This is a genomic window from Sphingobacterium paramultivorum (genome assembly GCF_014109745.1).
Classification (GTDB): Bacteria; Bacteroidota; Bacteroidia; order Sphingobacteriales; family Sphingobacteriaceae; genus Sphingobacterium; species Sphingobacterium paramultivorum.
Map to the genome: position 1 here is coordinate 5720410 of NZ_CP058555.1, position 26768 is coordinate 5747177.

The window sequence follows — 26768 nt, forward strand, 5'->3', positions numbered from 1 at the left end:
ATTATGCTGATGAAAAACAAAATGTTGATCTGGAAATCCTTATTGGGCCTATTGGTCATTTTGGGTGCCGTTTATTTTTTTGCAAATCAGAGACAGGAGCTGGCATCGTCGGTAGGGCTTATTCAGTCAAGTTCGTTGTTTTGGGTGGCAATCGGGATCGTGGTTTCTTTGGCATACATCGCTATGCAAGGTTTGGTCTATGTCTATAGTTTTAAGTCTTTGCAACAAAAGTTATCACTGGGTGGAGCTACCCGTTTATTTCTAAAGAGAAACTTTATCAGTGTCTTTCTTCCGGTAGGTGGATTTACCTCACTGGCTTTCTTTAAGAAAGAAGTTAATCAGGAGGGAATTGATGATGCAAATGCCAATCTTTCTTCTGTTATCTACGCAGTCATTAGCCTAGTGTCCTTATTTATACTCTGTCTTTTTGTTTTTCTGTTTGTAGGAATCGCAGGTCTTGATGTACAAATCATTGGAATTATGCTTGTTTTTAGTGTTCTATTGCTGGGGTTTGGCTGGTACTGCAGATCATTTTACCGTGGAGGAGGAGCTTATAATTTTACAGTACGTCATTTCCCTTCAGTTGCAGGTACCTGGGATGAACTCCATAAAAAGGGTGTGGATTTTTGGGCTGTATTGCAAAGTCTCATTTGGGCGACAGTCATTGAGCTGGTAGGGATTTTGCATATCTATATTGCAATGCTTGCTTTAGGCTTTGAAACATCGTTATTGGCCTGTACAGTAACCTATGCTGTCGGAACGTTGGTCTATTGTTTTTCACCATTGATGAAGGGGGTGGGACTGATCGAAGTATCTATGGTTGTCATTCTGTGTAAGTTTGGCTACAGCGAAGAACAGGCTATTTCTATATCCCTTCTATATCGTTTATTTGAGTTTTGGGGACCATTGGCATTGGGGGGAATTAGTTTCTTCGTGAATAAAAACAACATCTTTGTTCGGATACTTCCATCTGTTTTTATTTTTGTGATGGGGCTTATTAATATCATCTCCGTCTTGACGCCGGCGATTCATAGCCGTGTCACGGCATTAAAGCAATTTATATCTTATGATGCTTTAAACTTGTCAAATGCAGCGGTACTTTTCTTCGGTATATTATTGGTGATGTGTTCGGGTTTTCTGTTGAAGGGGCTACGTATGGCTTGGTATGTTGCGGTTGCGCTATGTTCGCTTTCCATTGTTGCTAATCTTTCCAAAGGGCTGGATTTTGAAGAAGCTTGGTTCGCTTTTTTGGTGCTGTTGATGCTCCTTTATTCATCAAAACACTATTTTGTACAAAGTAATAGGAGATTCAGCTCCTTAAACCTCAGCTTGGTTTTGTGGCTTATTGGGGTTGTGCTTCTGTATGGAATTACTGGGTTTTATTTTCTGAATGCGAAGCATTTTAACATGGATTTTACCATTTTAAATGCGGTAAGTAGTACGCTGCACGGTTTTGTGCTACTTAATGGTGATGTTGCGGAACCTCAGACAACGATAGGACAGTATTTTTTGTATTCCATTAATTTTTTTAGTGTGATCAGTCTGTCTGCATTGTTCTACTGGATGGTCAATCCGTGCCAGTTAGCGGAAGAAGAGGTTGATGGGCAGATTGAAATTGCACAGCGCCTTTTGGAGCGTTATGGTAAATCACCTGTTGATTATTTTAAGACGTATGGGGATAAAGATCTTTTCTTTAACACGGAGCGGACGGGCTTTATTGCGTATAAAAAATGTTATGGTTTTGCTATGGTGCTCGAAGGACCCGTTTGTGAGGATACTGAAGATGCGATGAAAGAACTGATTAATGCATTTGAACGTTATTGTCGCAAATCGAGTTTAAAAACAGCCTATTACCGCGTTGATGGTAGACATCTAGGGGTTTTCAAGCAGTTGGGCAAAAAATCTTTTCTGATCGGAGAAGAGGCCATTGTCAATGTCGATAATTTTTCGCTGGAAGGAAAGAAACGTAAATCACTTCGAAATGCGGTGAATAGCATTGAAAAAAAAGGTTTTGTTTCGAATTTATATCGCGCACCGTTATCCAATGGTTTGCTTCAGAAACTGCAGGTTGTGTCGGATCATTGGTTGAGAGACATGAAGCGTTCAGAACGTGTTTTTTCTCAAGGTATGTTCGACGTTGGTAAGATTAAAAATAGCCATGTAATTACTTTGGAGGATAACGAAGGGCGCATTTTGGCCTTTTTGAATATCATTCCCAATTATGCTCCGGACGAGGCGACATATGATCTTATCCGGAAATTGCAAGATGCGCCAGGCGGAAATATGGATGTATTGATTATCCGCTTTTTAGCGTATTGCAAAGAGGAAGGTTATTCTTTTTTGAATATGGGACTGGCTCCTTTTTCGGGATTTGACAAGAAGAAAGGGCTTGTTGAACGTTTGATCAGTTTTCTATATGAAAATAATCCTTACTTCCGTCAACCAAAGGGCCTGAAAGAATTTAAGGAGAAATTTGATCCTTGTTGGGTCGAGAAGTTTGTGGTGTATTCACATGATTTGGATTTGATTTCAGTGCCTTTGGTGATTGATAAGGCAATGAAATCAAATGCGGGTAAGTGATGGGGGGACTTTTGCTGAAAGTCTGTTTGTTCTTTGAATAAAATTTTAATCAATTATTTGCACAAGATCTGCGCAATTGCCGCTGAGCATCTGAAATGTGAAACCGGTATCGAGTTTTATTTCAGCGCATGATGATGTACGTAAGTAGGCTGATTTACGGGTTAAGTATTCAACAAAATCAGTTAGTGTAGGATTATGACCAAAGAGTAGAACGTGATTGATATGATCAGGAATTGCATTGATAATAGATAGCAAGTGCTTATAAGTACATTCATAAATTGTTTCTTCAATTTGGATGTCAAAAGAAGAAGAACCCATCACCTCCAGAAAAATACGTGTTGTTTGGAGTGCACGATTGGCTGGTGAACTGATCGCAATACTGTTTTCATCCAGGGTCAATTTTGCTGCCAGCTTAGCCGCAACCTGTTTTGCATGTTGAATTCCGTCGGAGGTAAGGGCGCGGTCAAAATCGTTTATGCCCGGAATAGTTTCGGCTTTGGCATGTCGGATGATATAAAGTTTTTTACTGTTGTCCATGATTAAAATTTTTGATTCTTATACAATATAAATAATAACGCTTGTTGTTCCGGTTCATTGTGTTTGGGCAATGAGCAGGCTTGCGTATGAATACAAATAATAATACAGGAAGTTTTGAAAAGTATATATTCTATGAATAGTTTTTTTACCTCAAGTGATACATTTAATATCATGTCAAAGATAAAGCGTTGTGTTTTTTTTAATGCTTATAATGGCAAAATGAAAGTCTTGATAATGAAACTTTTAGGATGATTTTGGGTCTTTGTTGTTTTATACATCTATTTGCCGTTAGCTTATTTTATTTATTGAAAAACATCGTTAGCCAAGTCGCATTTTTTTTATTTCTACCGTTTGATTTTTACTTATGATTCGTAATTTTTTGATACTTCTTTATGGAAGTATTTTTCTAGTGGCTTGCAGCAGTCCGGAGGATTTTTTTGCGGGTGATGTTGAAGCTCCTATTTGGACTGTTGAGCCCATTGATTCCGTTACTTTTGATAGTGATGAAGGTTTGGTCAATATACATACTGTTGCTGACGCTAATTTTAAGGGACTAAAAAATGCCAACGATTTTATAGATATCTCGGGCGCAAATGCCAGTTATTGTCATCCAGATGTTCTTTATTTTCCAAATAAACTGAATGGGTATAAGTATTGGATGGTTTTCACCCCTTATTTTGGTGCAGTGGGGACCAATCAAAATTCAAAGAAATTTGAAAATCCCAGTGTTGTTGTATCAAATGATGGTCTTGATTGGGTAAATCCACCGGGATTGAGCAATCCAATTATCAATGCACCCTTCCCGACAGAAAGTTTCGGTGAAAACAAGGTTGATCCGATTCAAGGTTTTTGGTCAGATGTCGATTGGATCTATTTAAATAATCAGTTTTATCTTTATTATAGAGGCAGTTTTATCACTGCTCAGTCTTTGAAAGGCAAATGTGTGTTAAGTAATACCAATTTTGATCGACTGAAACAAAATGCACATCGCACTATTGTACAACAAACATCTACAGATGGTATAAAGTGGTCGAATCTGAACGTCGCTTTTACCAGCAATCCACCTTTCACCCCCAAGGATGACCATTTATTGTCTCCCTCTTTTATCCATGACGGAAGTGAGTTTTTGAGTTATGAAATCGAACTCAATCTTAATCCCAAGAATTTTAAAGGTAAAGACCCCTCTTATGTTGTTCGTAGAACGTCGACTGATGGGATTAATTTTACAGGGTTTCGGGACAGCAAAATAGTTAATTTCTTTAATAAACCCTGGCTGAAGGAAGGTAATGGTAATTCGTCATGGCATATTCAGGCAACATATGCTGACGGTTATTACTTTTTATGTATTGCTGTTGGTGAAGTGAAAAGATACACGGCAGAGTTATTATATGTGGCTTATTCGAAAGATGGATTAAATTTCAAAGTATTCCCGAAGCCCTTATTAAAAAATAATGCCTATCGAAGTTCTATTTTTCCAATGGGCAGCAATGAATCTTTAATCAAAATGGGGGCAATGATCGGGAATAAATCCGGGGAATTCCGATACCGGGAATTTACGTTAAACAAAGATAGGATCGAAAAATCTTTAAAATGATTTCGGTATTTGATATATAATTCGTCTTGCTATTTTTGTATATTGAATGTCAATGATGGAAAAAAATGGTAGTACGAAGGGGACTTTTCCCGTCGCTGTGTCGGTAATCATACCGGTATACAATGTCGAAAAATATTTAGATGAGACAATCCAAAGTGTACTTGACCAGGAATTACAAGATTTTGAAATTATTCTTGTCAATGATGGTAGTCTGGATTCTTCTGCTGCAATATGCCAAAAATATGCATCCTTAGATCCGAGAATTTACTTTTTTGATCAGGACAATGCGGGTGTTTCCGTTGCGAGAAACAATGGTTTGAGTCATGCGCGAGGAGAGTATGTCTATTTTCTAGATTCTGATGATACGATTGATTCCGAATTCTTGACTGGAGCTTATACATTAGCAAAACAAGATGATCTTGATCTAGTCGTTTTAGGAGAGATATATTGTTACAGAGCAAAACGATTGACTGCTGTACCTACTTGTGGATTGTTTATAAAAAAGTCATTATTGGACAGCTATCCTGATATTCGCTTTCCCGTGGGAATCCAACCTTGTGAAGACGGTTTGTTTTCACATTGCCTTTTTTTAATGACTGATAAAATAGGATTCAATCCGGATGCAAAATATTTTTATAGACAACACGAGAATCAAAATCATGTACGCATCAATAAAGAAACGGCTCGCATTTTAAAACAGATACCTAATTGGTTGGAACTTTTAAAAATATTCTACGATCAACATGATATTTTTACCTCGAGAGCACTCAAACTAGCTTTGTTTATTGAACATGAACCGTTTGAGTTGCGTTACATAAAGATGCCTTTTGATGAGAATGAAAAAGAAGTACTTTTCAGATTATTGCAAAATTTTATGCGACAATATGTCGAGCCATATTTATCCAAAACAGATATAGAAGTATTATCCGTTCCATTTAGGTATTTCATGACAGCGGAAAATCATGTGAATTTTGATAATTTTTATAAAAGCTATCGAACGAATAGAGCCCAGCAGTTTAAACATGCATTGTTTTGGGTTAAGTTTATTCCAATTTCTAAATTAAGGAGGAAACTTCGCAAAAATATCAGAAATAAATATATTGATATATGAAGATTCTATTAATACAACATTTGTATTTTTTAAATGGAATAGGAGGAACAGAAAAAATCTGCTCGATATTGGCTAACATTTTATCCGCCAATGGTTATGAAGTCGAAATAGCCACTAATGAAAATGTAGTTGGTAAGCCAGTGTTTACTTTGGATAAAAGCATACGTGTTACAAACATATATGACGTAAATCTGGAACAAAAAGAGGAGATCCCCTTATATAATTATAAAGGCAGAAATCCTTTTCTTTGGATAAAATATAAGATAGAAAAGAAGTATGCTAAATGGTATAATCGCCGTTTAATAAAGCGTATGGAAGGGGAAGATAAACTATTTCAGTATAATTTGAGAAACCGGGCGATTGCTTGGAAAAGTTACATTGATCTAGTTAAGCCAAATTTGATTATTACAATGTCTATTGGTTCATTGTTGGAAATTACCTATGGAAATACGCTGACAACACCAATTTTAGATTCGGTGAACGGTCGACCAGATTATGATTACTCCAATATTCTGGGCGGAAGGAAATCGTATATGGTTGATTTATTGACGTCAAGTTTTAGTAAGCTTGATGGCATCCAAATTCTTTTTGATAGTTATAGAAAATTTTTGCCCGATAATTTTGCCGGCGAATGCCGTGTTATTACGAATCCTATCGACGAGGTAAGCGACACCGATTTGGTTCGACATAGTAATGAAAAATCGAGATTTAAGATAATTCATATTGGACGCTTGGATACTGCGTGTAAACAGCAACATATAGCTATAGATATTTTCTCTAATTTGGCAGAAAAATACCCGACATGGGATTTGGAATTTTGGGGTATAGGTAATGACTTTGAGCGATTGAAATTACAGATTATTGAACTGGGCCTATCCAAAAGAATTTTCCTTCGCGGATTTACTGACGATCCCATCGCAAAGATGAAGGATGCAGATATCTTTATTTTTCCAAGCAAATATGAAGGGTTTGGGCTTGCTTTGGCCGAAGCAATGTCCGTTGGTTTACCTAGTATAGGTTTTGCTACATGTTCTGGTGTGAACGAATTAATAAAGCATGGTGAGAATGGGTTTTTGGCGAACGATCGAGAAGGTATGGAGCTTCATCTTGAGCAATTAATAAATAATCCACTTCTTCGTGAACAAATGGGGATAAAAGGGAAAATTTTTATAAAAGATTTTAATCTTGATAAAATGACGAGGGGATGGTTGGAGTTGGTTAATGCTGTAATAAATAAATATGACAATGTCTAAAAGGAAACGAGTACTATATTTTATGCCGGTTAATCCGATGAATGATCGCGCAGGAAATATCACGAGATGTATACAATTGCTAGAATATTTTGAACGTAATAACCCTTATGTAGAAACAGCTTTTGTTTCATTTGATCATTGGGCGCCGGCGGACAAAACGTCTTTTGAGCAGAAATTTCCAAATATTCGTTTAATACTTATACAGCATAGGGAAAATAAGGGAAATTATCTAAAATATTTCTTTCGGGATAAGCTTTCGAGATTATTCTTAAAAAAAGGATTAGATCAGGTAACGCCTTTCCATTTGAAACAAATAAGAAAGCAGTTTAGCGGCAATTTTGATGTTACATTGATAAGTTACGTTGAATGGGGGAGATTTGTTGAGGCAGTTCCATCTAAACTTACCATAATAGATACACATGATTTAATTACATCTCAATATTTAACGCGGAGTGGAGATAGAAAATCAATAGGGCAGGTTTTCCAAGAAGAACTTGAGATTCTTAATTGTGCTGATGAGGTATGGACTTATTCAATTGAAGAACAATATATCTTTGAGCAGTTTCTCACAAATAAAGTGAGATTGCTTCCAGTTTCATCAAGTATTCGCAAAAAAGAGAAAGTAGAAAATAGGATAGATCATGAAATTTTATATGTTGCTAGTGATAATGGCCATAACCAAAGAAGTATTGAGTGGTTTATTCAAGAAGTTCTACCTTTGGTTAATGAACGTTTTTCATTGACAGTTGTGGGTAAGATTTGTGATAAAATCGAGGATAACAGTCGAATCGAAAAAGTGGGTGTGGTAGATGATTTATCCGATATATATAATACTAGCAAGATTACTATTTGTCCAATGTTATCTGGGACGGGAATTAAAATAAAAGTGTTGGAATCGCTTGGTTACGGTTTACCCGTTGTGACGAATAGGCGAGGTGTTGATGGTCTAGTTAACAAAGTTTCAAATGGTTGTTTAATTGCGGATGACCCTAATCAATTTGCTTTTTATATCAATAAGTTATTGAGTGATTCTCAGTTTTATAATCAATTGCAAACCCAAGGGGCACAGTTTTATGAAAGCTATTATGCTCCAAATAATGAAATCAGGATACTCGACGAATGCTTTTTAGGAAAAGAAAATATAGATATAGAGGAGTCTAATTTGAGAGATATCAAGTAGAATTTAATATTTTATTGTTAAATATCTGTTTCATAAAATGTTGTCCCACTTTATGAAACAGATATTTTTATTCTTCCCAGATATAAGTCTTGTTTTTACCGAAGACTTTATTTGTAAAGTTTTTGAGCCTTAACTTCCATTTAACAACCTTTGTTCTTTTTAAAGCTGCCAATTTACTTGTAAGAATAGTGTTTTCTTGCTGAAGGTTAAAGACCACCTGGTTTATATCCATCTTAATTTTGGGAACGCAAAATTGATAAATATAATCTAATCGATTTTTTATATCTAGTCCTATATTTTCCGGATCTAATAGGTTTTTTACTTCATTTTTAGCTTTTTCCCCTACGCAAGTTCTAAAATCTCGTTCTTTAAACAATTTTAACATCAGTTTACTTGCATATTCAACGTCAGGGTCAGCCCAATAGGTCTCAACATCTCCTGTATAGACATAATTCTTTTCAGTTGATATAAGTTGATATGGCACAAGACAACTATTTTCAAAATTCATAAAATCTAAATTACCGGAATAGGCTGTCGCTATAACAGGTTTACCTAGGGACATTGCTTCGGCTAAAGTTAAGCCAAAACCTTCAGATCGATGTAAAGAAACGAAAACATCACAATTATTAATCAGAGCATCCAAGCTCTCTCGTGGTAGAATTTCTTCTATTAAAATGATAGCTGAGTTTGTCTTAATCCTGTTCTTTAATTTGTCTTTCAATTCTTTGAAGTTATCTCCAACAGATGTTTTTATTATTAGAACAGCTTGTGTATTGTTTTCACCAAAGGCCTTTTCGAAGGCTGAAATAGTAGAATAAGGATTTTTTCGCTCTAATATACTGTGATAATCGAACATTGAAAGAAAAATGAATTTTTCTTTTGGAAGATTAAGTGCTTCGCGAGAAAGTTGTGTAGTCGGGATTTTAATGGAGTGCATAAACCGAAGTACTGGCTTGTTTGAAACTTGCGCAATGGCGTTTTGACAGAAATTACTTGGTACCCAGATTTCGTCTAAGATTTCAATATAATCCTGAAAGTCTGTCGGGAAATAATCTAGCTCCCATGCCCAAAAACCAATGTTATATTTCCCCTTCAAATAGGATTTATTATTTGATGAAATTACTTTTGAAAAATTGTCAAAATTTATCTGTATCAGATTGACCGAATATGGATTTTCATCGATAATCTCAATAGAGTTATTACGTTCTTCTTTGATATCAGGAGATATCTCAAATTTGACATCATTGATAACATAAGGGATATTGGCACTTTTGATAGAACGGATATTGCTCCGAACGGCCTCACCTAGTCCAAATTGTTTGTGAATATAACCAAGAATATTAATTCCTTTTACCTCTGACATGTATGATTTTTTTGTTTTATGAACATATAAATATGTCATAGTTTGTATTTACTAATGAATATTTATATGTTGTACAATTTTTAAATGAATTAACAAGCTCGCTAAGAACTAAAAAAGTAGTATTTCTACACGATAAACTATCAATATATAGAAATGCTAAAAATAAAAAGACATTGTGTAATAAATGTAAACGTTTTTAATCAGATTTTGCCACATATATAATGAAAATCATTTAGGGGTAGATTAGTATATATGTTAATGTTTAACTTTTATTCATCGATTTTCTAAGATTATACAGTCCGTTTTACTACTGAATCTAGCCTTCCTGTTGAGACGAATCTAGTATTTTAACCTGCTGCTTTAATTTTTTAAAAAGTTGAAACAATAGTACGGGATAGTCTGAAAAAAGCATTTGCTAATATGTATATTAAAATTATTGATTGATATATGTATGTTATGCCAGACTATTTTTTTGGCAATGAAATGGGATCGAAATCCTTGGACTTTAAAACAAATTTTATCCAATTATCTAATGCATACTTTTCTTTAATCCTTTTTGGTAATTTCTTGTAGGGAGTATGGTAAAATTTTAAAAATTCTTGAGGAGATTGATTGTTCCAAATGAGAATGTTATTAGGGTCATAAAATTCATAATTTTCTATATCTTTATTAGTCGTAATCAGCTTTTTTTCATAACCAATGGATTCAAAGATACGGAACGATAAACCAGATTGGCTTTGTATTTGCACATCGATTAATAATGACGAGGCCAAAACATTTTGCAGATTTTCTTGATAATTAGTCATTGATGATGTTGTTTTAAACCCTAAGTTATAGGCCTCTTTTATTTCGTTTTTGTTTTTCGAATAAATAATAAAATTGAATGGAAACAAAGCAGATTCCAATGTGTTTTTAATTTCAGTTAGAGGTATAATTTTATCTTTTTGATAAGAATTGATGGAGTATGCGCTTACTGTTTCTATATAATTTAAAGACGAAACAGTGTGGGGAAGATAAAAATTTGTACAACCAAAAACATTAAGTTTAGATTTTAGATCTATTGGGTCGAAAACATAAAAATCGGTGAAATAAGGAATATAATCGGTGACACCCGCATAACGATCAATGCCATCCCAATGGTAACCGACTATTTTATTGAATTTATTTTTGACTTTTTTAAAGAAATCCAACGGAAACAGATCTGGACGAATGAATAATGCATAATTTAAATTAGGATATTTATCGAGTTCTTCGATTAAATTTTCTGATATTACCTTGGAACGAATTGTCGATTTATATTTTTTATCCTTCAGAAAAGTTTTACGTACTAGGTTCACAATCCTAGTTGAAAGATTAGGGTATTTAAAATTATTATTTATTTTAGAGAGATCTACCACATGATATCCAATCTTGGTAAGCTCATCCTTTATTGCATCTGAAAAACCAAAATCCTCAGGAGCACCAAAGACTAATGTTGTTCGTTCTTGCATTCTTTTAACTTTGAAAACGGACTTGAATGGGTAAAATACGATAACATCTTATATAAAATATCGAGATGTTAACAAAGTTACGATTTTATTTTATTCTGTTTGATTCAAACGGTAATTTTGGAATTCCATCAACTAAAAAGAATAGGATGAGCGATCGAAAAAAGAGAATTATTCTTGGAATGCCAAGAACCTTCAGTATTTATAAGGTATTGATAAGTAGGCTTGACCAGCTCGGATTTGAGGTGATTGATATTAGCTATGATGATGATGTTTTCAAGTACCGAAATCTTTGGGATAGACTTGTTAACCTGTATCGGAAAACAGTCCTGAAAGACAAAGGGTACAAAAATCGATTGAAGTTTAAGGCGTTGGGAGAAAATGTGATGCGGCGCTTGCAGACGATGAAACATCCGACAGATTATTGCTTATTGATTCGACCTGATATTTATCCCGAGGAAATTATTGATCAAATAAAGTCGAAAACAAATAAATTGATCGCTTATCAATGGGATGGCATTGATCGATATCCGGCAGTAAAGCGACTTGTCTCAAAGTTTGATCGCTTTTTTGTATTTGACCGTAAAGACGCCAATCGGGAGGATGATAGGTTCATTCCAACTACCAATTTTTATTTTGGGCATTTCAATAGGCGTGAAGTAATACCAAAAAAATCTTCTTTCTTTTTTGTCGGAACTTTTATGAAGGTAAGGTGGTCGCAAACTAAAGATGCTGTTGACCTTATTGTGCAAAACAGTGGTACACCTAATTTCTATTTATATACTGGAGAGCGGGATTTGCCGAGCGAGTACCAGTTAGCGGGTATCACCTACATTAGTTCTCCTTTGGCCTATGAAGAAAATATTCATTTAGCGTTGCAGAACGAAATCCTTGTCGACTTTTTAGTGGATGCTCATAGTGGATTGTCTTTTCGTGTATTCGAAGCAATTGGATACAGTAGAAAGCTGATAACCAATAATAATGAAGTTAAGAGTTATGATTTTTATCACCCGAATAATATCTATGTTTTAGATAATGATGAGCGCACTTTAGGTGAATTTTTGAATGCTCCTTATGCTGAAATTCATCCAGAAATAGTGGATAGATATAATTTTGATAATTGGATATTTCGGATTTTGGAGAATTAAAACAGTATTTTAATTTGGTATACTCCCTAATAGCTGGAGATCATATTTTTAGATTCAAACGTCGAGGAAATTCCAAAAATATGATCTACCCAATGATTAAGGGAATATTTTTGATATAAGCTTGTCGGAATTCTCTGATATGACAAGGTGAAAAATTGATTTTCAATATTGGAAAGATCGTCATTAACAATTAAAAAGTTTTCTGGTTTAAAAAAATCATAGGTCTGAATAGATTGATTATCGGTTATAATCTTTTTTCCGAGAGCCATCGCTTCAAAAACCCGAAAACTTAATCCAGCCTGTCCTTCGCGCATTAAATCGATGATAACTTTGGATTTTTTATACTCTTCTAGTATTGTTTCATTATTTATTGGCTTTTTCCGGAATTCTATGAGGGCTGAACCAACCGGTCTTAATATAAAGTTACGTAGTTTCTCTTTCCATACTTGTTTTCCAACTACAATAATCTTACTCCGTACTTCCAATGCAGAGAGACGAACCGTGAGTTTGCGAAGGAGCTTAATACGTCGTTTATCATAGGAAGTAATGTAAAATAAATCATTTTCGATTTCTTCGGCCTGAATGGGTTGTTCTGAAAGATAGTTGTAGTTTGTTATCTTTTCAAAGCCATATTTTTTTACATCTTTGTCCTCAAACGAGTAGATCTTATCAAATAACTTAAGACGGTCCTCTACAGGAAAACGCTCCAGGTTGTCATAGAGATAAGAAATTAAGTAAGGTGTATATGATTTGATTTCTTTGATGGTCTGATAATCTAATGTATGGGGATTTAGAACGAGTATCTGATCTTGGGGACCTAGTTTTTTCAGTGTATTTACTACGTACTCCTGACGTTTTACATGTTTGATGTTTTTATTCAGAAAAATTTTGCTGATTGCATTAGAAGCCCGCTCACCGAAGTTTTTGTATTTATAGGCACCCATATTGATATGTGATGCATCAATACCCTTCTCTTGCAATTTCTTTACAATGTGGTGGTCGTAATTCCAGTAATCAAAGCTTATAATGCAAATCTTCATTTTTTTTCTTCTCTTTTCAATGACTTAAAAGTTTCATGTACACTGAGACTCTGTAAGTAGCAAAGTTGGTATCCTCGTCGCCCATCTAATATTCCTAGTTTCAAAAAGTATGCCTTAAAAAATTTAAAGGACACTTTAGCTAGGTGACTTAAGAGCGAATACCGCTTATTTTTGGCGTATAACTCTCTCCCTTTAAGCTGGCCATAATGGACCATTTTTTCCTTATAACTCGCGTAGTCTGCAAAGGAATAATGCCATATCTTGTTTTTTAAGCTACCAATCGTGCCATTAACCAGTAATGTCTCGTGCACCTTTTTTTTGGTGTCGTATGTTGCTTTACTTTTTTTGAACAGACGGAAATTTTTATCATTTTGTGTTCCCGAAAAATTAATGCGTTCGCCACAAAAGAAAAATAAGCGATACATGTAATACGCGTCTTTTGCTTGCGGATCGTTTATTGTCGATAATATCTCCGTTTGGCAAGCAGCAGTCAAACGCTCGTCGGCATCCAAAAAAAGTACCCAATCGTTATTCGCATAAGTCAAGGCCAAATTGCGCTGTTTGGTGAAATCCTCAAATTTGTTCTGATAAATTTTCACTTTGGGGTGCAAACCGGCTAACTCAACCGTTCGATCAGTACTGAATGAATCCAAAACGATGATCTCATCTGCAAACTCCATGCTTTTGAGGACTTCTACTATATTATCCTCTTCATTGTATGTAATGATTAAAGCGCTTATTTTTTGACTCAAGGTATACGATATAATTGAAAAATTGGACCATACGCTATTGTAACGTGAAAGCTCACTTATTCGTTACAATTTAGTTGAAAAAATGACATTTAATGTTTTCACAATGTAGATCACCAAGGTGGGCTTTATTGCTTTGTGACAAATATATTACATATTTTTTGTAATAAAATATAAAAAAAATGAAATGTTTGTGAAGTGAATAGGTATTGTTCTAATTAACACTAGGCGATTAACTAAATATTAGAAAATACGTGTTTGTAAGGGATATATCGTTATTTTTGCATGTTTTATAGTTTTGAATTTATTTTTACATCACTATACACGCTGTTTATTACCATAATTTAATTTTTATTCCAAGTGGCGATTCCAAAAGTTATCTATCAGACTTTTAAGACCAATAAGATACCCTTGTTGACAAAGTTTTATATTTGGCGATTTTTAAAGCGAAATAAAGGCTATACTAGACAGTTTTTTGATGATGGTCAAATTGATACACTCATTAGTGAAAATTTTGATCAACGTACTTATAAGGCTTTTGCCCGGTTGCAGATCGGTGCCGCTAAAGCGGATTTTTTTAGGTATGCGGTTTTGTATGTTCATGGCGGTATCTATTTGGATTTAGATAGTGATATTATTGGCGTTTTGGATGAAGTGATTAAACCAGAAGATACGGCGGTGATTACGCATGAGAAGAATAGAAGTCTTTATGCGCAATGGGCATTGATCTACGATAAAGGACACCCATTCCTGAAAAAGACGATTGAATTGATCGTACGAAATATCGAGGAAAATAGATATCCACATGATGTCCATCAGATGACAGGACCAACGGTCTATACGGAAGCAATAAATCTAGTTTTAGAAGAAGATCCTCAGGTTGCCTATCGTCGTATTACCGACGATTATCAGGGACTTTTGAAGTTCAAGTATAAACTAAGTAAAATTCTGATTTACGGCGATCGCTCACTACATTGGAAAAAAATGCAGCTTCGTGTACCTGTGGTCAAACCTAAGGACGATTAGATAACGACAGCTCTTATTTCTTATATATGCTATGAAGTTGAATTTCAAGAAGATCTTTTTAAAAAATAAGAATGTTAAATTCTTTTATTATTTGAGTGTATTTGGACGACAGCTGAGACCAAAGTTTCTGCTACGGAAAAAGGCCTCGGTGTTGCTGAACAGAGATTTGACCCAGCAGTCTGAATGGGTTCGGTTTCGGATAAACTATTATAATAAACTATCTCCGCAGCGGTCTTTGTCAATCGATGCAATTCCGATCAAAGATTATAAGATGCCCGAGAAGATTCGTGTTTATTATTTTGATAGTAAACAATTTCTTGATTATTTTAATCAGCAACTGAAATTTCAGATCCTTCCAGGTGATATTATTGCTATTCCGGATAAACCTGCCTTAGTGAAAAGTAGGCCAATCGCAGGTGACAATGCCAACTCGGTATTGTTGAACCTGGATAAGAGCCGGCACTTTAACTTTATTACCGACCATGTTGCTTTTCGGAAGAAGAAAAATAGACTTGTTGGGAGGAGTGAGTTTGCACAGGCACATCGGGAACTATTTTTTCAACAATACCATAGTCATCCCTTATGTGATTTAAAAAGAGCGTTTAGGTCTTCTGATCACGATTACCTTTCTATCACTGGGCATTTAGCTTATAAATTTATTCTTGCCCTGGAAGGAAATGACGTAGCGACCAACTTAAAATGGATCATGTCGTCAAATTCCATCGCTGTCATGCCGATGCCAACGTATGAAACCTGGTTTATGGAAGGAACCTTATTACCGGACTATCATTTTATCTGTATTAAAAACGATTATTCGGACCTGGAAGAAAAATTACAGTTTTATATAGATCATCCCGACGAGGCTGAAACAATTGTTAAACAGGCCAATGCTTATGTGAAATTATTTATGGATCAGGCACAAGAAGAGTTCGTTTCTCTTCATGTATTGAAGAAGTATTTTGTTTCAACGGGTCAGTCGGTCGATTTATAAGCTGGCATAAATAGAAGCCATCTGTTTGGCAACAAGTTCATCATTAAATTTTTGAACAAATTCCAATCCTTTTTCGATCATTTCATCTCGCTTGGAGGAATCACTAAGTAAGGATATTATAGCATGCTTTATCTCTGAAATATTTGTAGGGTCAATATAACAAGATGTCGGCCCCCCCGCTTCTGGGAATACGCCCATTTTACTGGTGATCACAGGTGTACCAGAGTAGAGTGCCTCTATAATGGGAATGCCAAAGCCTTCATAAATTGAGGGATAAATGAAAATTGTTGCCGATGCATAAAGAACGGCCAATTCTTCCATTGCTAATCCTTGGAAAAAGAATATCCTGTTTTCCATGTTGTTTTGTTGCAGATAGGCCATGATCTCCTGATAGTAACGTGTTGGTTTACCTACGATAACAAGGGGGATATCAAGGTCTTTTATGGCCTTCACTACTGGTAAAATATTTTTACGCGGTTCAATGGTTCCAACATTCAATAAGAAATCCTGCGGTAATTTTAACTTTTCTCGAAGATTTGCTTTCTGCTCTTCAGTTTTGATAGTTTTAAATGCTTCATGGCAGCCTTGGTAAACAACATCGATTTTTTCTTCGGGTATATGAAAAAGGTCGACAATATCGTTTTTAGTACATTCACTTATGGCAACGATACGATCAGATGCCTCGCAGGCATGCTTGAATTTCTTCTTATAAATCCAACGGTCAATTGGATGATAAAGTTCAGGATGTCTCAAAAAAATTAAATCATGAATGGTAACGATAGATTTAATATGTGCCTTTGCTAAACCTAATGGAATTTCACCAGACAGTCCATGGTAAATATCAACTTTATCTTTTTTCAAATCCTGAACAATACGTTGATTTCGCCAGAGATTAGGCCAAGTAGTGTTGATAAAACCCTGTGGCAACCGGATATTTTTTTGAGATGTTGGTTGATTGATATATTGATCACCAGTTTTTGGTGTATATTTTAGATACTCATTTTCGGGAGCATACTTTTCGAGCATACGAATTAAGTCCCGACTATAATTCCCTAGACCGGTCTTGTTTAAAAAATAGCGTTTTGCATCGAACCCAATCCTCATCTTATTCCGTTTATTTTTTCGATCACCATTTCCGGTGTAATTAAATCAATTGCTTCTATTCCATCACAATCACAGGGCTTGTTGCCATAGACTGAACTTGGTCTATTGGGGTGCTCAACTTGGATGCAGTCTGTTAGCTGCTGCCCATAACCTGTGAATCCAGCATAAGGATGCGTTGCTCCCCACAAAGAAAGACACCTTACGCCCATTAACGATGCCATATGAAGTCCCGAAGAATCCATGCTGATCATAAGATCCAGATTGGATATCAAATCCAGTTCCTCCCGCAGCGAAAATTTGCCTATGGTATTATAGGTGTTGGGAAATCGCTCAGTCCAGTTTTGGGCAATTTGGAACTCTTGTTCGCCACCGCCGAACAACAAAACATCATAGCCATTGTGCGTGAGTTCGTCTATCACATTTTCCATTTTGGTTTGAGGGAAAATCTTATAACGATGTTGTGCAAATGGAGAAATGCCAATTTTCTTTCGATCGAAGTTTGCGAACATACTAAAAGCAGCTTTGGGTACATCTTGCAAATTAGAAACCAATTTTTTGCTGAGCTCAAATTTGAAGCCTAATGCACGAAATACGTCTGCATAGCGCTCGACCGTTAGCTTTAAAGGAATCTTAATTTTGTTGTTTTCCCGGGTTAAGGCTTTTTTTTCTTCCCGCCCTTTGTCAAGCTGCTTTACTTTTACGCCCGATAGGGAAAATAAAAGATCGATTACGCGGGAGCGTAAATTGAAATGTAAGTCTGCCACAGCATCTGCGCCGTATTGAGCCAGTTCCTTTTTTAGCTTGACTAATCCAAAGAAACCTTTATGAATTGTTTTGGGCTCAATAGCGTGAAACCGTATACTTTTGATTCCATCAAAGAATGGGGCAAAGAATTGCCTGCTGACCATAATAATTTCTACATCAGGGTACTGAATGCAGAATTCTTTCAACACTGAGGCAACCATGGCAACATCGCCCATAGCTGAAAATCGGGTTACTATGATCCGTTGCGGTAAGGACATGTTTTATTTTCCTGAAGAATATAGGACAGGGTTCAATGAAGGGTCGTTATACATTTTCATCTGTTTATAAACCTTCATGTATTTATCGCCAGATGCGATTGCGGTCATCAATTCATCAATACTTTGGGACAAATCTTTCCGTTGTTCCAATAAAACGTTCAGTTTTTCTTGGCAGGAAATAATATGTGCTTCGGAAGCATCTGTGCGCAATGTTTCCTGTTCCATGTGGTAGATTTTTAAAGCCAGAATGGAAAGTCTATCAATAGCCCATGCCGGACTTTCAGTATTGATTGTTGCTGTAGGACTCGCCTGTATATCTTGAAATTTTTGTAGAAAATAACTATCAATATACTCTACGGTATCTGTGCGGTACTGATTGGATTCATCAATACGTCTTTTCCAGTATAAGCCTTCTTGGGGTTCAATCGAGGGATTACGTACCACATCTTCCATATGCCATTGCACGGTGTCAATCCAGCATTTTAAATAGAGGAGATGTTCCAGGGATTGTTTGTCATACGGATTTTGGATTGGATGATCAATCTGATCGTATACGTGGTAATCCTGGATAGCACGCTGAAAAATTGGATTTGCTATTGCACTAATCATGGTACAAATATAAAATATATTATGGAGTTATTCTTACTATTCAACGCAGACATTAAGGGAATGAATTGGACAATAGACTTATTTAAAATGAAAGAAGTTTCCTGTTTTCTAGAATACCGAAAGTAATAAATCGGGAAAGATACCTAAGATCAACACGGCTACTGTACATAAGATTCCGATACACAAGAGTACCATATTGAAATTAACTGCTGGAGATCCCGTATTGTCCCTTAAAAACGCATTCAGTGGTATTTTAAAATAATAAAATAGGGAAATGACAGAGGTCAATGCACCAACTAGGAGCAATGCCAATAAACTAAAGGATTGGAAGTTTTGGTATTGTTCGAACACTTTGGAAAAGACCAAAAGTTTTCCAACAAAACCTGCAGTAGGGGGGAGCCCCACCAAAGCGATTAAAACAATTGAAAAGGAGGTGAACAGCAGTGGGTACTGCTTTCCTAAGCCGCGATACGATTCAATTGAAGTATTTCCTAAACTAGCTTCTAGAGCATCAATAAAGATGAATACCGCAATATTCATCAAAGCGTATATGGATAGATAAAATAACAACACATTTGATTCATTATTTTGATAAACCAATACAGCCATAAGAAGTATCCCCGTATGCCCAATAGAAGAATAGGCCATCATCCTTTTGGCATCCTGTTGGCGTAAAGCTGCTAAATTACCAATCAGCATAGTTGCAATGGCGATCGCAATAATCACATAAGTCAAGAAATCACTAAAATAAAAGGACACGTTAAGCCAGGCTGAAAGTATCTTGGATAATAGCACAACAACAGCAATTTTGGGTACTGTAGCGAGATAGGTTGTAATAACTGTTGGGGCACCTTGGTAAACATCCGGACTCCAGACATGAAAAGGGAAAAAACTCAGTTTGAAACCAATACCTGTCAGCAAAAATAGTAAAGCAATGCTGATCATGATCTGGGGTGCTTCCATCAAGCCAGCAATGTGACTTGGAGCGTCAAAATTCAGGTTTCCCGTGAAACCGTATAATAAAGACAAGCCATAGAGCATAACGGCAGCACAGATCGATCCAAAGAGTACATATTTTAAAGCAGCTTCCGATTGAATTTTAGTGGTGGAGAAATAACCCACCATGATATAGGAGCTAATCGAAACCGTTTCGACAGCAATAAATATCATCAGCCAATTGCTCGACATAGTCAATAGATTCAGACCCAATGTTGCTGTCAATAGTACCGCATAGAGATCACCTAAGGGGCGGTCATACGCTTGATGGCGTTGTTGAATGAATATACAAATGAGAATTGTTGACAACAGGATAATCAGTCGTGCCGAAGTAGCGAAAGCATCAACCTGGATCATATCAAAAAAGCCAGCCATCTCTACCTTAGTGAGGCCTTGTCCAACGAGGTAACAGCCGCTGAACAATAACCCGATGATGGTTACGACAAAAGACGTATTCTTCCAGTGTTTGTCAGCAAAAAGACTAGCTAGAATAGTTCCAATAAAAGTGATGATCAGTGTCAGTTCAGGTTTGAAATACGGAATACTGACGATAATCTGATCGATGAAAGAACTGATATATGGACTGAATGCGAGCATGCTGGATTAGATAAATTGTTGGATAAAGCTCACAAGATTCAGAACACTTGCGTTCAAATTGTTAAATACTAAAGCTGGCATAATACCAAGTAATAAGGCGAGCGCTAGGGTAGGAAATAAGATGATCTGTTCGCGTGAATTTAGGTCTGTAAGTGCATTACTCCAAGATTCACCACCTTTTAAGCGAATTTGTCCAAAGAACATACGTTGCAGTGTCCAAAGTAGATAGGCTGCACTTAATAGGATACCTATGGAGCCCGCAAGTGCCATCCAGCGCGGTAACCCGGTTCCTATACTCGCTGCATTGAAGGAACCGATAATGACAAAGGCTTCACCAATAAAGGCTGAAAAGCCGGGCAGGCCCAGGGATGCGAAAAATGCGACAGCGACGTAACCGGTGTATTTAGGCATAATTTGAGCTAGGCCACGGAAACTATAGATATTTCTGTCATGTACTCGGTCATAGACCACGCCAACAAGGAAAAAGAGTGCCGCTGATAAGAATCCATGGGAAATCATCTGAAACATGGCGCCAGAAATACCTTCGGCAGTCAGCGATGCAATACCAAGCAGCACAAAACCCATATGAGAGACCGATGAATAAGCAATCATTCGTTTCAGGTCTTTTTGTGATAAGGCATTCAAGGCTCCATAAATAATGGATACAACACCGATTAATCCAAGCCACCAATTGGATAAGGCTGCCATATCGGGAAAGATGCTATAACAGATACGGATGATACCGTAACCACCAATTTTCAGGAGGATACCGGCAAGAATAATAGATACTGGTGTCGGCGCTTCAACGTGCGCATCCGGTAGCCAAGTGTGTAGGGGAACAATGGGTACTTTAATGGCAAAGGCAAAGAAGAGCACAATGAAACCGATCAGCCGAGCCGAAATGCCCAAAATTTCCTGGTAACCCTCCCAGCCGAAAATAGAACCCTCAAGATAATTCTGTGGATTCATCATATAGATCATGTTGAAGGTATGTGCTCCAGTCAAAGGGTTGATTACTGAAAAATACAATCCTACGATAATCAGCAACATAAATACAGACCCGAATAGGGTATATAGAAAGAATTTTATAGCCGCGTATTCGCGTCTTGCACCACCCCAGATACCGATCAAGAAGTAGAGTGGCAGTAACATGACTTCATAAAACAAATAGAATAGGAAGAAATCCAATGCGCAGAAAATCCCCATAACGGCCATATTAAGTACCATGAGCAAGGCAAAGTATCCCTTCGGACTTTTCTGGATATTCCAAGAGGCGCCTATAGCCATCAGCATAACGAAAGCACTCAGCAATAACAAGGGCATGGAGATCCCATCAATACCAATAAGATAATCGATCTCTAATTTACCTATTGATCCTAAATCTAATCGGATCCAGGAAAGCTGTTCAACAAATTGATAGCCCGCCAGATCTTGGACTCCTGTTTTGCTTGCATCAAATTGTGCATAACATATTCCGGCTAGTACAAATTGTATTGCTGTGAATGCTAAAGCAATATATTTGTAACTCGATTTATATCGTGTTGGTAGGGCGAGAATGAGCGCCGTAGCCAATAGCGGTAAAAATATCAATAAGGATAAAATAGGCATTTCCTAAAAGAATATAAGATAAATTAAACCAAGTAAAACTAATAAAAAGACGGAATACAATGTTGTCTGTATCTTTCCGTTTTGGACCAGGCGAACCTGATTGCCTGTCCAATAGGCTACAGTAGCAACCGTATTAACAAAACCATCTACAATATATTTGTCTATCCAAACACTTAGCTGAGAAAGGGATAAGACGATAAACTGAATCAAAGAAACGAAAGCGTCAACGATATGACGGTCAAACCAATAACAGAACTGTGCTAATTTTAATGTGCCATTAACAAAGACTGCTTCGTAAAATTCATTGATATACCCCTGGTTGAAAGCGGCTTTTAACGCCTGGCTAGCGGGGTTTAAAGGGTATTTATTTTGTACATACCATTTCCAGCCGATGATCCAGCCAATAGCAGAACCAAGAAGCAGTATTGCAGGGATAATAAGGTGTGCACTGTGACTTGGTGCAAAAGTATATTCATCCAATAAAAGGCCGTCCATCAACCAGGAATCGTGATACGAAAAAGGGTTGAAAGAAAATAGTGGGAATAAGCAGAACAGTCCCAAAACAAACATTGGGATCAACATGGTTTTTGGCGCTTCATGTAGCGGTTGATCATGTAGTTTGCCCTGAAGTTGTTTCAACAGTCTGAACTCCCCAAAAAAGGCTTTGAATAGCAAACGACCAATGTAGAAAGCCGTTAAAATACTCACCAGAATCAAACTTATGGGGATGATAAGGTATAAGTTACCTTTTGAAATAGCCCATTCAAAGGAGGAGATAACAATACTATCTTTGGATAGATAACCTGAAGTCAAAGGGAATCCTGCAAGTGCTAGCGAAGCTATGCTCATCAGCACGAAGGTCTTTGGCATATATTGACGTAGCCCGCCCATATTCCGTAAATCCTGCGGGTCAAAGTCCAGGTGACTATGTTCTTTAAGATGGGCCATTTCATGAATGACAGCTCCGGCGGAAAGAAACAACAGACACTTAAAGAAAGCATGAGTTGTCAGATGAAATAAAGCAGCATCCCATGTTCCAATACCAATTCCAACCATCATAAAACCAAGCTGCGATATGGTCGAAAAGGCAAGAATACGTTTGATGTCGTATTGGCCAAGCGCAAAGTATGCGGCCAAAGCAGCGGTTATTGTACCAATGATGGCAATAAATAATAAGGCAGATTCATTAAATAATGGAAATACGGTAGCCAGCAGGAATACACCAGCAGCAACCATTGTCGCGGCGTGAATCAACGAAGATACGGATGTAGGGCCTTCCATGGCATCAGGAAGCCATACATGTAACGGAAATTGTGCAGATTTAGCCATAGCTGCCAAGAAGAAGGCTAACCCTGCAATGGTAAGCCAAATCTGAGGTAAGCTATTGACTGGAGATATCCATAATCCTTGGGCGATTGTGGATTGATAGATTAAGCCATTGTCCCCAAATAGATCGATTAAATTGAGGGTTTTGAACTGTGTAAATAGGATCGCAAGCCCGATTAGAAAACCGAGGTCGCCGATGCGATTGACCAAAAATGCCTTTTTATTGGCTTGTACAGCTGTTTCACGTGTGAACCAGAAGCCGATGAGGAGATACGATGCAAAACCGACCAATTCCCAAAAAACATACATCAACAGTAGGCTATCCATAATGACCAATCCCAACATCGCAAAACAGAAAAGGCTGAGATACATCCAATAACGGTGAATACCTGAATCGCCATGCATATAGGCTCTGGAGTATATATGTACGGGTAAGGCAACAGTCGGTACCAAAAAAAGCATCAAAGTGCTCAAATTGTTCAGCAGGATACCAACTTTAAATGATGTTTCACCAATGGTGAACCAATTTACCTGAATTGATACTGTCGGATTATTCCATATGGAGAACCAGGTGAAGCCGCCAGCGATAAAGCTAAGGATGATAGCCGTGAGAGAAACAAGGCCGGACTGGTCGCGTTTGCCTACTATTGCTTGATATATGAATGCCGCTAATGGTGCTGCCAAGGTAAGTAGCGCGGTCAAATGGGGCGATATGTGAACAAATTGATCCAATGTTTACTTGTCTTTTAATTGGTTTATCTCATCCGGATTAATGGTTTTGTAATGTCTATAAACATTTAATACGATAGCCAATCCAACAGCGACTGCGGCCGCAGCAAGAACGATGGCAAATAATGCAAAAATTTGCCCACCATAACTCAATTTATCATATTTTCCAAAAGCAACAAAGTTCAGGATAGCTGCATTGATCATCAACTCAATACCGACCAAAATCATAATTGCATTTTTCTTGGAAAGAACGGTATAGAGACCAATGCAAAAGATGCAGGCACTGACAACTAAAAAATGCGTCAGCGTAATCATATTGTACGCTCCTTTCTGGATAAATGTGAGGCTCCTATCAAGGCCATCATCAAAAACACGGATATGATTTCAAATGGCAATACATAAAAAGTCATAAAACGTAATCCGATCTGATGAATATTATTGTCTGTTGCGACAATCTCGGTGTTATTTTCTCTAGCTTGTAAAATCCACGCAGACGGGGCTTGTTGCCATTCAATAATGCCGTATAGCATTAGGAACAGGAAGCCAAGCACTACTGGAATAGTCTGCCATTTGGGTATGCTTAAGAATGAACCGCTGCTATCTTGGAGATCTTTTAAAAGCTCTTTATTGGAAAGCATAAAGGCAAATAACATCAATATGAGCACGCCGCCAACATAAACCATAATTTGTGTAATGGCCACGAAATCGGCTAAAGCAAATAGGTAAAGTCCTGCCATTGCAAATAAGACAATAAAAAACAGGAATAAAGCACGCGCAATATTTTTAAGATTGACGAGCAAAAGTGCTGAACCGATTGCTAGGGTAGCAAAGGCGTAGAATAAAATACTTTCCATCTTTTATTTTTGCTTTGCTGCCTCCTTTTCAGCTTGAAACTTGGTCCATTCTGCTTTACGTTGTGCAACCTCGCTATCGGTCATATCTGAAAAACCATAGATAAGATCAGTCAGTTTTTGTGAGCTGCGGTCATATTCGTTGGTCATGGTAATACATTCTGTCGGACATACGACAGTACATAGCCCACAATACATACATTTAGCCATATCAATGTTGAATTTGGCCGGGTATAGTCTTTTAACGCTACCATCTGAGGTTTTTCCAATCGCTTCCGGTGATTTGATGGCTTCGATTTCGATGCAGTCGACAGGACAAGCCTTTGCGCATAAATCACATACAATACAGTCCTCGATATCGACTTGCAGTTGATAGCGGGCAACCTCGGGGATAGGCATTTTTTCACGCGGATATTGAACAGTAACAATACCTTCCTGCTGATCAAAGTAGTTATCCTTTTTAATATTTAATTCCGTTCGCGAACGTCGGGCACCAAACAAGTGTTTAACAGTCAAAGATAAACCCTTGATTGCCGTACGAAATGCATGCGAAGCCGTTTTAAATATCATATCCTATGCTATAACTAAAATTCGCCAAATTGCAGAAATGGCCATACAAATAAAAGCCAACGGTGTCAATACTTTCCAACATAAACTCATCAGTTGGTCTGCACGTAACCGAGGTAATGTCCATCGAATCCACATTTGGATACCGACAATAAATAATGATTTTGCTAAGGTCCAAAATATTCCCCACACTAAGCCTGTGGTCCAATCGGCCAAACGTATCACACCTATGTTTGGTAATGGTGTATTCCAAGCTCCTAAGAAGAGGACAACCCCCAACATCGAGACCAAAAACATCATGGCATACTCCGCCAAAAAGATAAAGGCAAATTGTATCCCGCCATATTCCGTATGGAAGCCACCGACCAATTCAGATTCGGCTTCCGGGATATCAAAGGGAGCACGATTACATTCGGCAAGGGTTGCGATAAAGAATATGATGTAGGTGATAATCAAATGTGGGGCCTGAAAAATATTCCAGGCGAAGAGGCCCCCAATCTCATTGACTTCCCAAAGACCTAAGAATTTAATGCTTCCATTGGTTAGGATGCCTTGCCCAATAGCGATTTCATTCAAATTTAGGGTTTGGGTTAGCATAACGACCGTAATCAGCGAGAGGCCTACCGGAATTTCATAGGACACCATCTGTGCTATGGCACGCATGGATCCTAATAAAGAATATTTGTTGTTAGATCCCCAACCAGCCATTAAAATGCCCAAAGCATCAATGGAGATTATCGCCATTATGAAGAACAGACCCGTATGTGTATCCGCTGGAATAAAATCTTTGGCCCATGGAATAACGGCAAAACCTGTAAAAACAGCCACGAAAATAACGATAGGAGCAACTCTAAAGAGAATTTTATCGGCCGATGAGGGGGTAATTAATTCTTTTTGTAATAATTTGAGAATGTCGGCGATCGTTTGGAGACTGCCATACTTTCCTGTTTCCATCGGTCCTAGACGATCTTGTACAAATCCCGCGATCTTTCGCTCGGCATATACTGCAAACAAGGTGAAAGCTGCTATAAAGGTGAAAATAGCAATGGGAACCAAGATATGTAGTATTGTTTCTAACAAGCCTTATTTATAATGATTTTTAATAAGAGACCAATGAATACGCAAACTTAACGAAAAACAAGGAATTTAGATAAGGAAAAATTAAAATATACTTAACAAGTAGATTATCGTGACAATAGCGTAACGACGAGTAATCATATATTATTCGAGTGGGTGGTTTCAGATAGCTGTAAAGCCATTCATGTTAGCTCGGGTGAAAATAAAAAAGCACCCCGAAGGA

23 protein-coding genes are annotated in these 26768 nt (G+C 37.2%); 8 read left to right on the forward strand and 15 right to left on the reverse strand.

Annotated elements, in window-relative coordinates:
• Positions 1-9: 9 nt before the first annotated feature.
• Positions 10-2580 (forward strand): flippase-like domain-containing protein, encoded by a 2571-nt coding sequence (locus tag HS960_RS23640; RefSeq protein WP_228280114.1) that lies wholly within the window; start codon positions 10-12, stop codon positions 2578-2580.
• 45 nt (positions 2581-2625) lie between these two features.
• Here the strand turns inward: HS960_RS23640 and HS960_RS23645 are convergent, their stop codons facing one another.
• Positions 2626-3117 carry a SixA phosphatase family protein gene (locus tag HS960_RS23645; protein WP_182330737.1) on the reverse strand — a complete coding sequence of 164 codons (492 nt, stop codon included), beginning with the start codon at positions 3115-3117 and terminating at the stop codon, positions 2626-2628.
• 364 nt (positions 3118-3481) lie between these two features.
• Here HS960_RS23645 and HS960_RS23650 point away from each other — a divergent pair, with 364 nt between their 5' ends.
• The 4 genes from HS960_RS23650 to HS960_RS23665 are packed head-to-tail and all read left to right on the forward strand — an operon-like array spanning position 3482 to position 8255.
• Complete coding sequence (locus HS960_RS23650; protein ID WP_182330738.1) at positions 3482-4711, forward strand: hypothetical protein; 1230 nt, start codon at positions 3482-3484, stop codon at positions 4709-4711.
• 52 nt (positions 4712-4763) lie between these two features.
• On the forward strand, positions 4764-5822 hold the full coding sequence (locus HS960_RS23655; protein WP_228280115.1) for a glycosyltransferase family 2 protein: 1059 nt from the start codon (positions 4764-4766) through the stop codon (positions 5820-5822).
• 20 nt (positions 5823-5842) lie between these two features.
• Positions 5843-7075 carry a glycosyltransferase gene (locus tag HS960_RS23660; protein WP_228280116.1) on the forward strand — a complete coding sequence of 411 codons (1233 nt, stop codon included), beginning with the start codon at positions 5843-5845 and terminating at the stop codon, positions 7073-7075.
• Positions 7068-8255 (forward strand): glycosyltransferase, encoded by a 1188-nt coding sequence (locus HS960_RS23665; protein ID WP_182330740.1) that lies wholly within the window; start codon positions 7068-7070, stop codon positions 8253-8255. Before HS960_RS23660 ends, HS960_RS23665 begins: the two co-directional genes overlap by 8 nt.
• Positions 8256-8322: 67 nt before the next feature.
• Here HS960_RS23665 and HS960_RS23670 read toward each other — a convergent pair whose 3' ends face one another.
• Both HS960_RS23670 and HS960_RS23675 read right to left on the reverse strand, forming a co-directional pair.
• Complete coding sequence (locus HS960_RS23670; RefSeq protein WP_182330741.1) at positions 8323-9618, reverse strand: glycosyltransferase; 1296 nt, start codon at positions 9616-9618, stop codon at positions 8323-8325.
• A 464-nt stretch (positions 9619-10082) separates the two neighbouring features.
• Positions 10083-11108, reverse strand: coding sequence for a hypothetical protein (locus HS960_RS23675; protein ID WP_182330742.1), 1026 nt, complete (start codon positions 11106-11108; stop codon positions 10083-10085).
• Positions 11109-11254: 146 nt separating this feature from the next.
• Between HS960_RS23675 and HS960_RS23680 the strand changes: the two genes are divergently transcribed.
• Entirely contained in the window at positions 11255-12253 is a 999-nt protein-coding gene (locus HS960_RS23680; RefSeq protein ID WP_182330743.1) for a hypothetical protein, read from the forward strand.
• 26 nt (positions 12254-12279) lie between these two features.
• On the opposite strand, the gene HS960_RS23685 is transcribed toward HS960_RS23680, so the two are convergent.
• Positions 12280-13293 carry a glycosyltransferase family protein gene (locus tag HS960_RS23685; RefSeq protein ID WP_182330744.1) on the reverse strand — a complete coding sequence of 338 codons (1014 nt, stop codon included), beginning with the start codon at positions 13291-13293 and terminating at the stop codon, positions 12280-12282.
• Entirely contained in the window at positions 13290-14045 is a 756-nt protein-coding gene (locus HS960_RS23690) for a glycosyltransferase family 2 protein (protein WP_202883713.1), read from the reverse strand. The genes HS960_RS23685 and HS960_RS23690 overlap by 4 nt, the downstream gene beginning before the upstream one ends.
• Positions 14046-14402: 357 nt before the next feature.
• Here HS960_RS23690 and HS960_RS23695 point away from each other — a divergent pair, with 357 nt between their 5' ends.
• Together HS960_RS23695 and HS960_RS23700 are read left to right on the forward strand one after the other, a co-directional pair.
• Positions 14403-15068 (forward strand): glycosyltransferase family 32 protein, encoded by a 666-nt coding sequence (locus HS960_RS23695; protein ID WP_182330745.1) that lies wholly within the window; start codon positions 14403-14405, stop codon positions 15066-15068.
• A gap of 31 nt (positions 15069-15099) precedes the next feature.
• On the forward strand, positions 15100-16059 hold the full coding sequence (locus HS960_RS23700) for a glycosyl transferase family 90 (protein WP_182330746.1): 960 nt from the start codon (positions 15100-15102) through the stop codon (positions 16057-16059).
• Here the strand turns inward: HS960_RS23700 and HS960_RS23705 are convergent.
• From HS960_RS23705 to nuoH, 10 genes are all read right to left on the reverse strand, one after another.
• A complete protein-coding gene (locus HS960_RS23705; RefSeq protein ID WP_182330747.1) occupies positions 16054-17163 on the reverse strand; it encodes a glycosyltransferase family 4 protein in 1110 nt (369 codons plus the stop codon). The two genes, HS960_RS23700 and HS960_RS23705, sit on opposite strands and share 6 nt — an antisense overlap.
• Positions 17160-18185: a glycosyltransferase family 9 protein gene (locus tag HS960_RS23710; protein ID WP_182330748.1), complete on the reverse strand. Its 1026-nt coding sequence runs from the start codon at positions 18183-18185 to the stop codon at positions 17160-17162. The genes HS960_RS23705 and HS960_RS23710 overlap by 4 nt, the downstream gene beginning before the upstream one ends.
• A gap of 3 nt (positions 18186-18188) precedes the next feature.
• Positions 18189-18794 (reverse strand): DUF4254 domain-containing protein, encoded by a 606-nt coding sequence (locus HS960_RS23715; RefSeq protein ID WP_075994236.1) that lies wholly within the window; start codon positions 18792-18794, stop codon positions 18189-18191.
• A 108-nt stretch (positions 18795-18902) separates the two neighbouring features.
• The gene (locus HS960_RS23720) at positions 18903-20387 is read right to left on the reverse strand and encodes an NADH-quinone oxidoreductase subunit N (protein ID WP_182330749.1); all 1485 of its coding nucleotides are present in this window, start codon (positions 20385-20387) and stop codon (positions 18903-18905) included.
• A gap of 6 nt (positions 20388-20393) precedes the next feature.
• A complete protein-coding gene (locus HS960_RS23725) occupies positions 20394-21995 on the reverse strand; it encodes a complex I subunit 4 family protein (protein ID WP_182330750.1) in 1602 nt (533 codons plus the stop codon).
• A gap of 3 nt (positions 21996-21998) precedes the next feature.
• Complete coding sequence (locus tag HS960_RS23730; protein ID WP_182330751.1) at positions 21999-24053, reverse strand: NADH-quinone oxidoreductase subunit 5 family protein; 2055 nt, start codon at positions 24051-24053, stop codon at positions 21999-22001.
• A gap of 3 nt (positions 24054-24056) precedes the next feature.
• Entirely contained in the window at positions 24057-24365 is a 309-nt protein-coding gene (gene nuoK / locus HS960_RS23735; RefSeq protein ID WP_075994232.1) for an NADH-quinone oxidoreductase subunit NuoK, read from the reverse strand.
• Positions 24362-24904, reverse strand: a complete 543-nt coding sequence (locus tag HS960_RS23740) for an NADH-quinone oxidoreductase subunit J family protein (RefSeq protein WP_153845664.1) — start codon at positions 24902-24904, stop codon at positions 24362-24364. Before HS960_RS23740 ends, nuoK begins: the two co-directional genes overlap by 4 nt.
• 3 nt (positions 24905-24907) lie before the next feature.
• Entirely contained in the window at positions 24908-25471 is a 564-nt protein-coding gene (locus tag HS960_RS23745) for a NuoI/complex I 23 kDa subunit family protein (RefSeq protein ID WP_046672765.1), read from the reverse strand.
• Positions 25472-25474: 3 nt separating this feature from the next.
• Positions 25475-26548 (reverse strand): NADH-quinone oxidoreductase subunit NuoH, encoded by a 1074-nt coding sequence (gene nuoH, locus HS960_RS23750; protein ID WP_153845663.1) that lies wholly within the window; start codon positions 26546-26548, stop codon positions 25475-25477.
• Positions 26549-26768 lie beyond the last annotated feature (220 nt).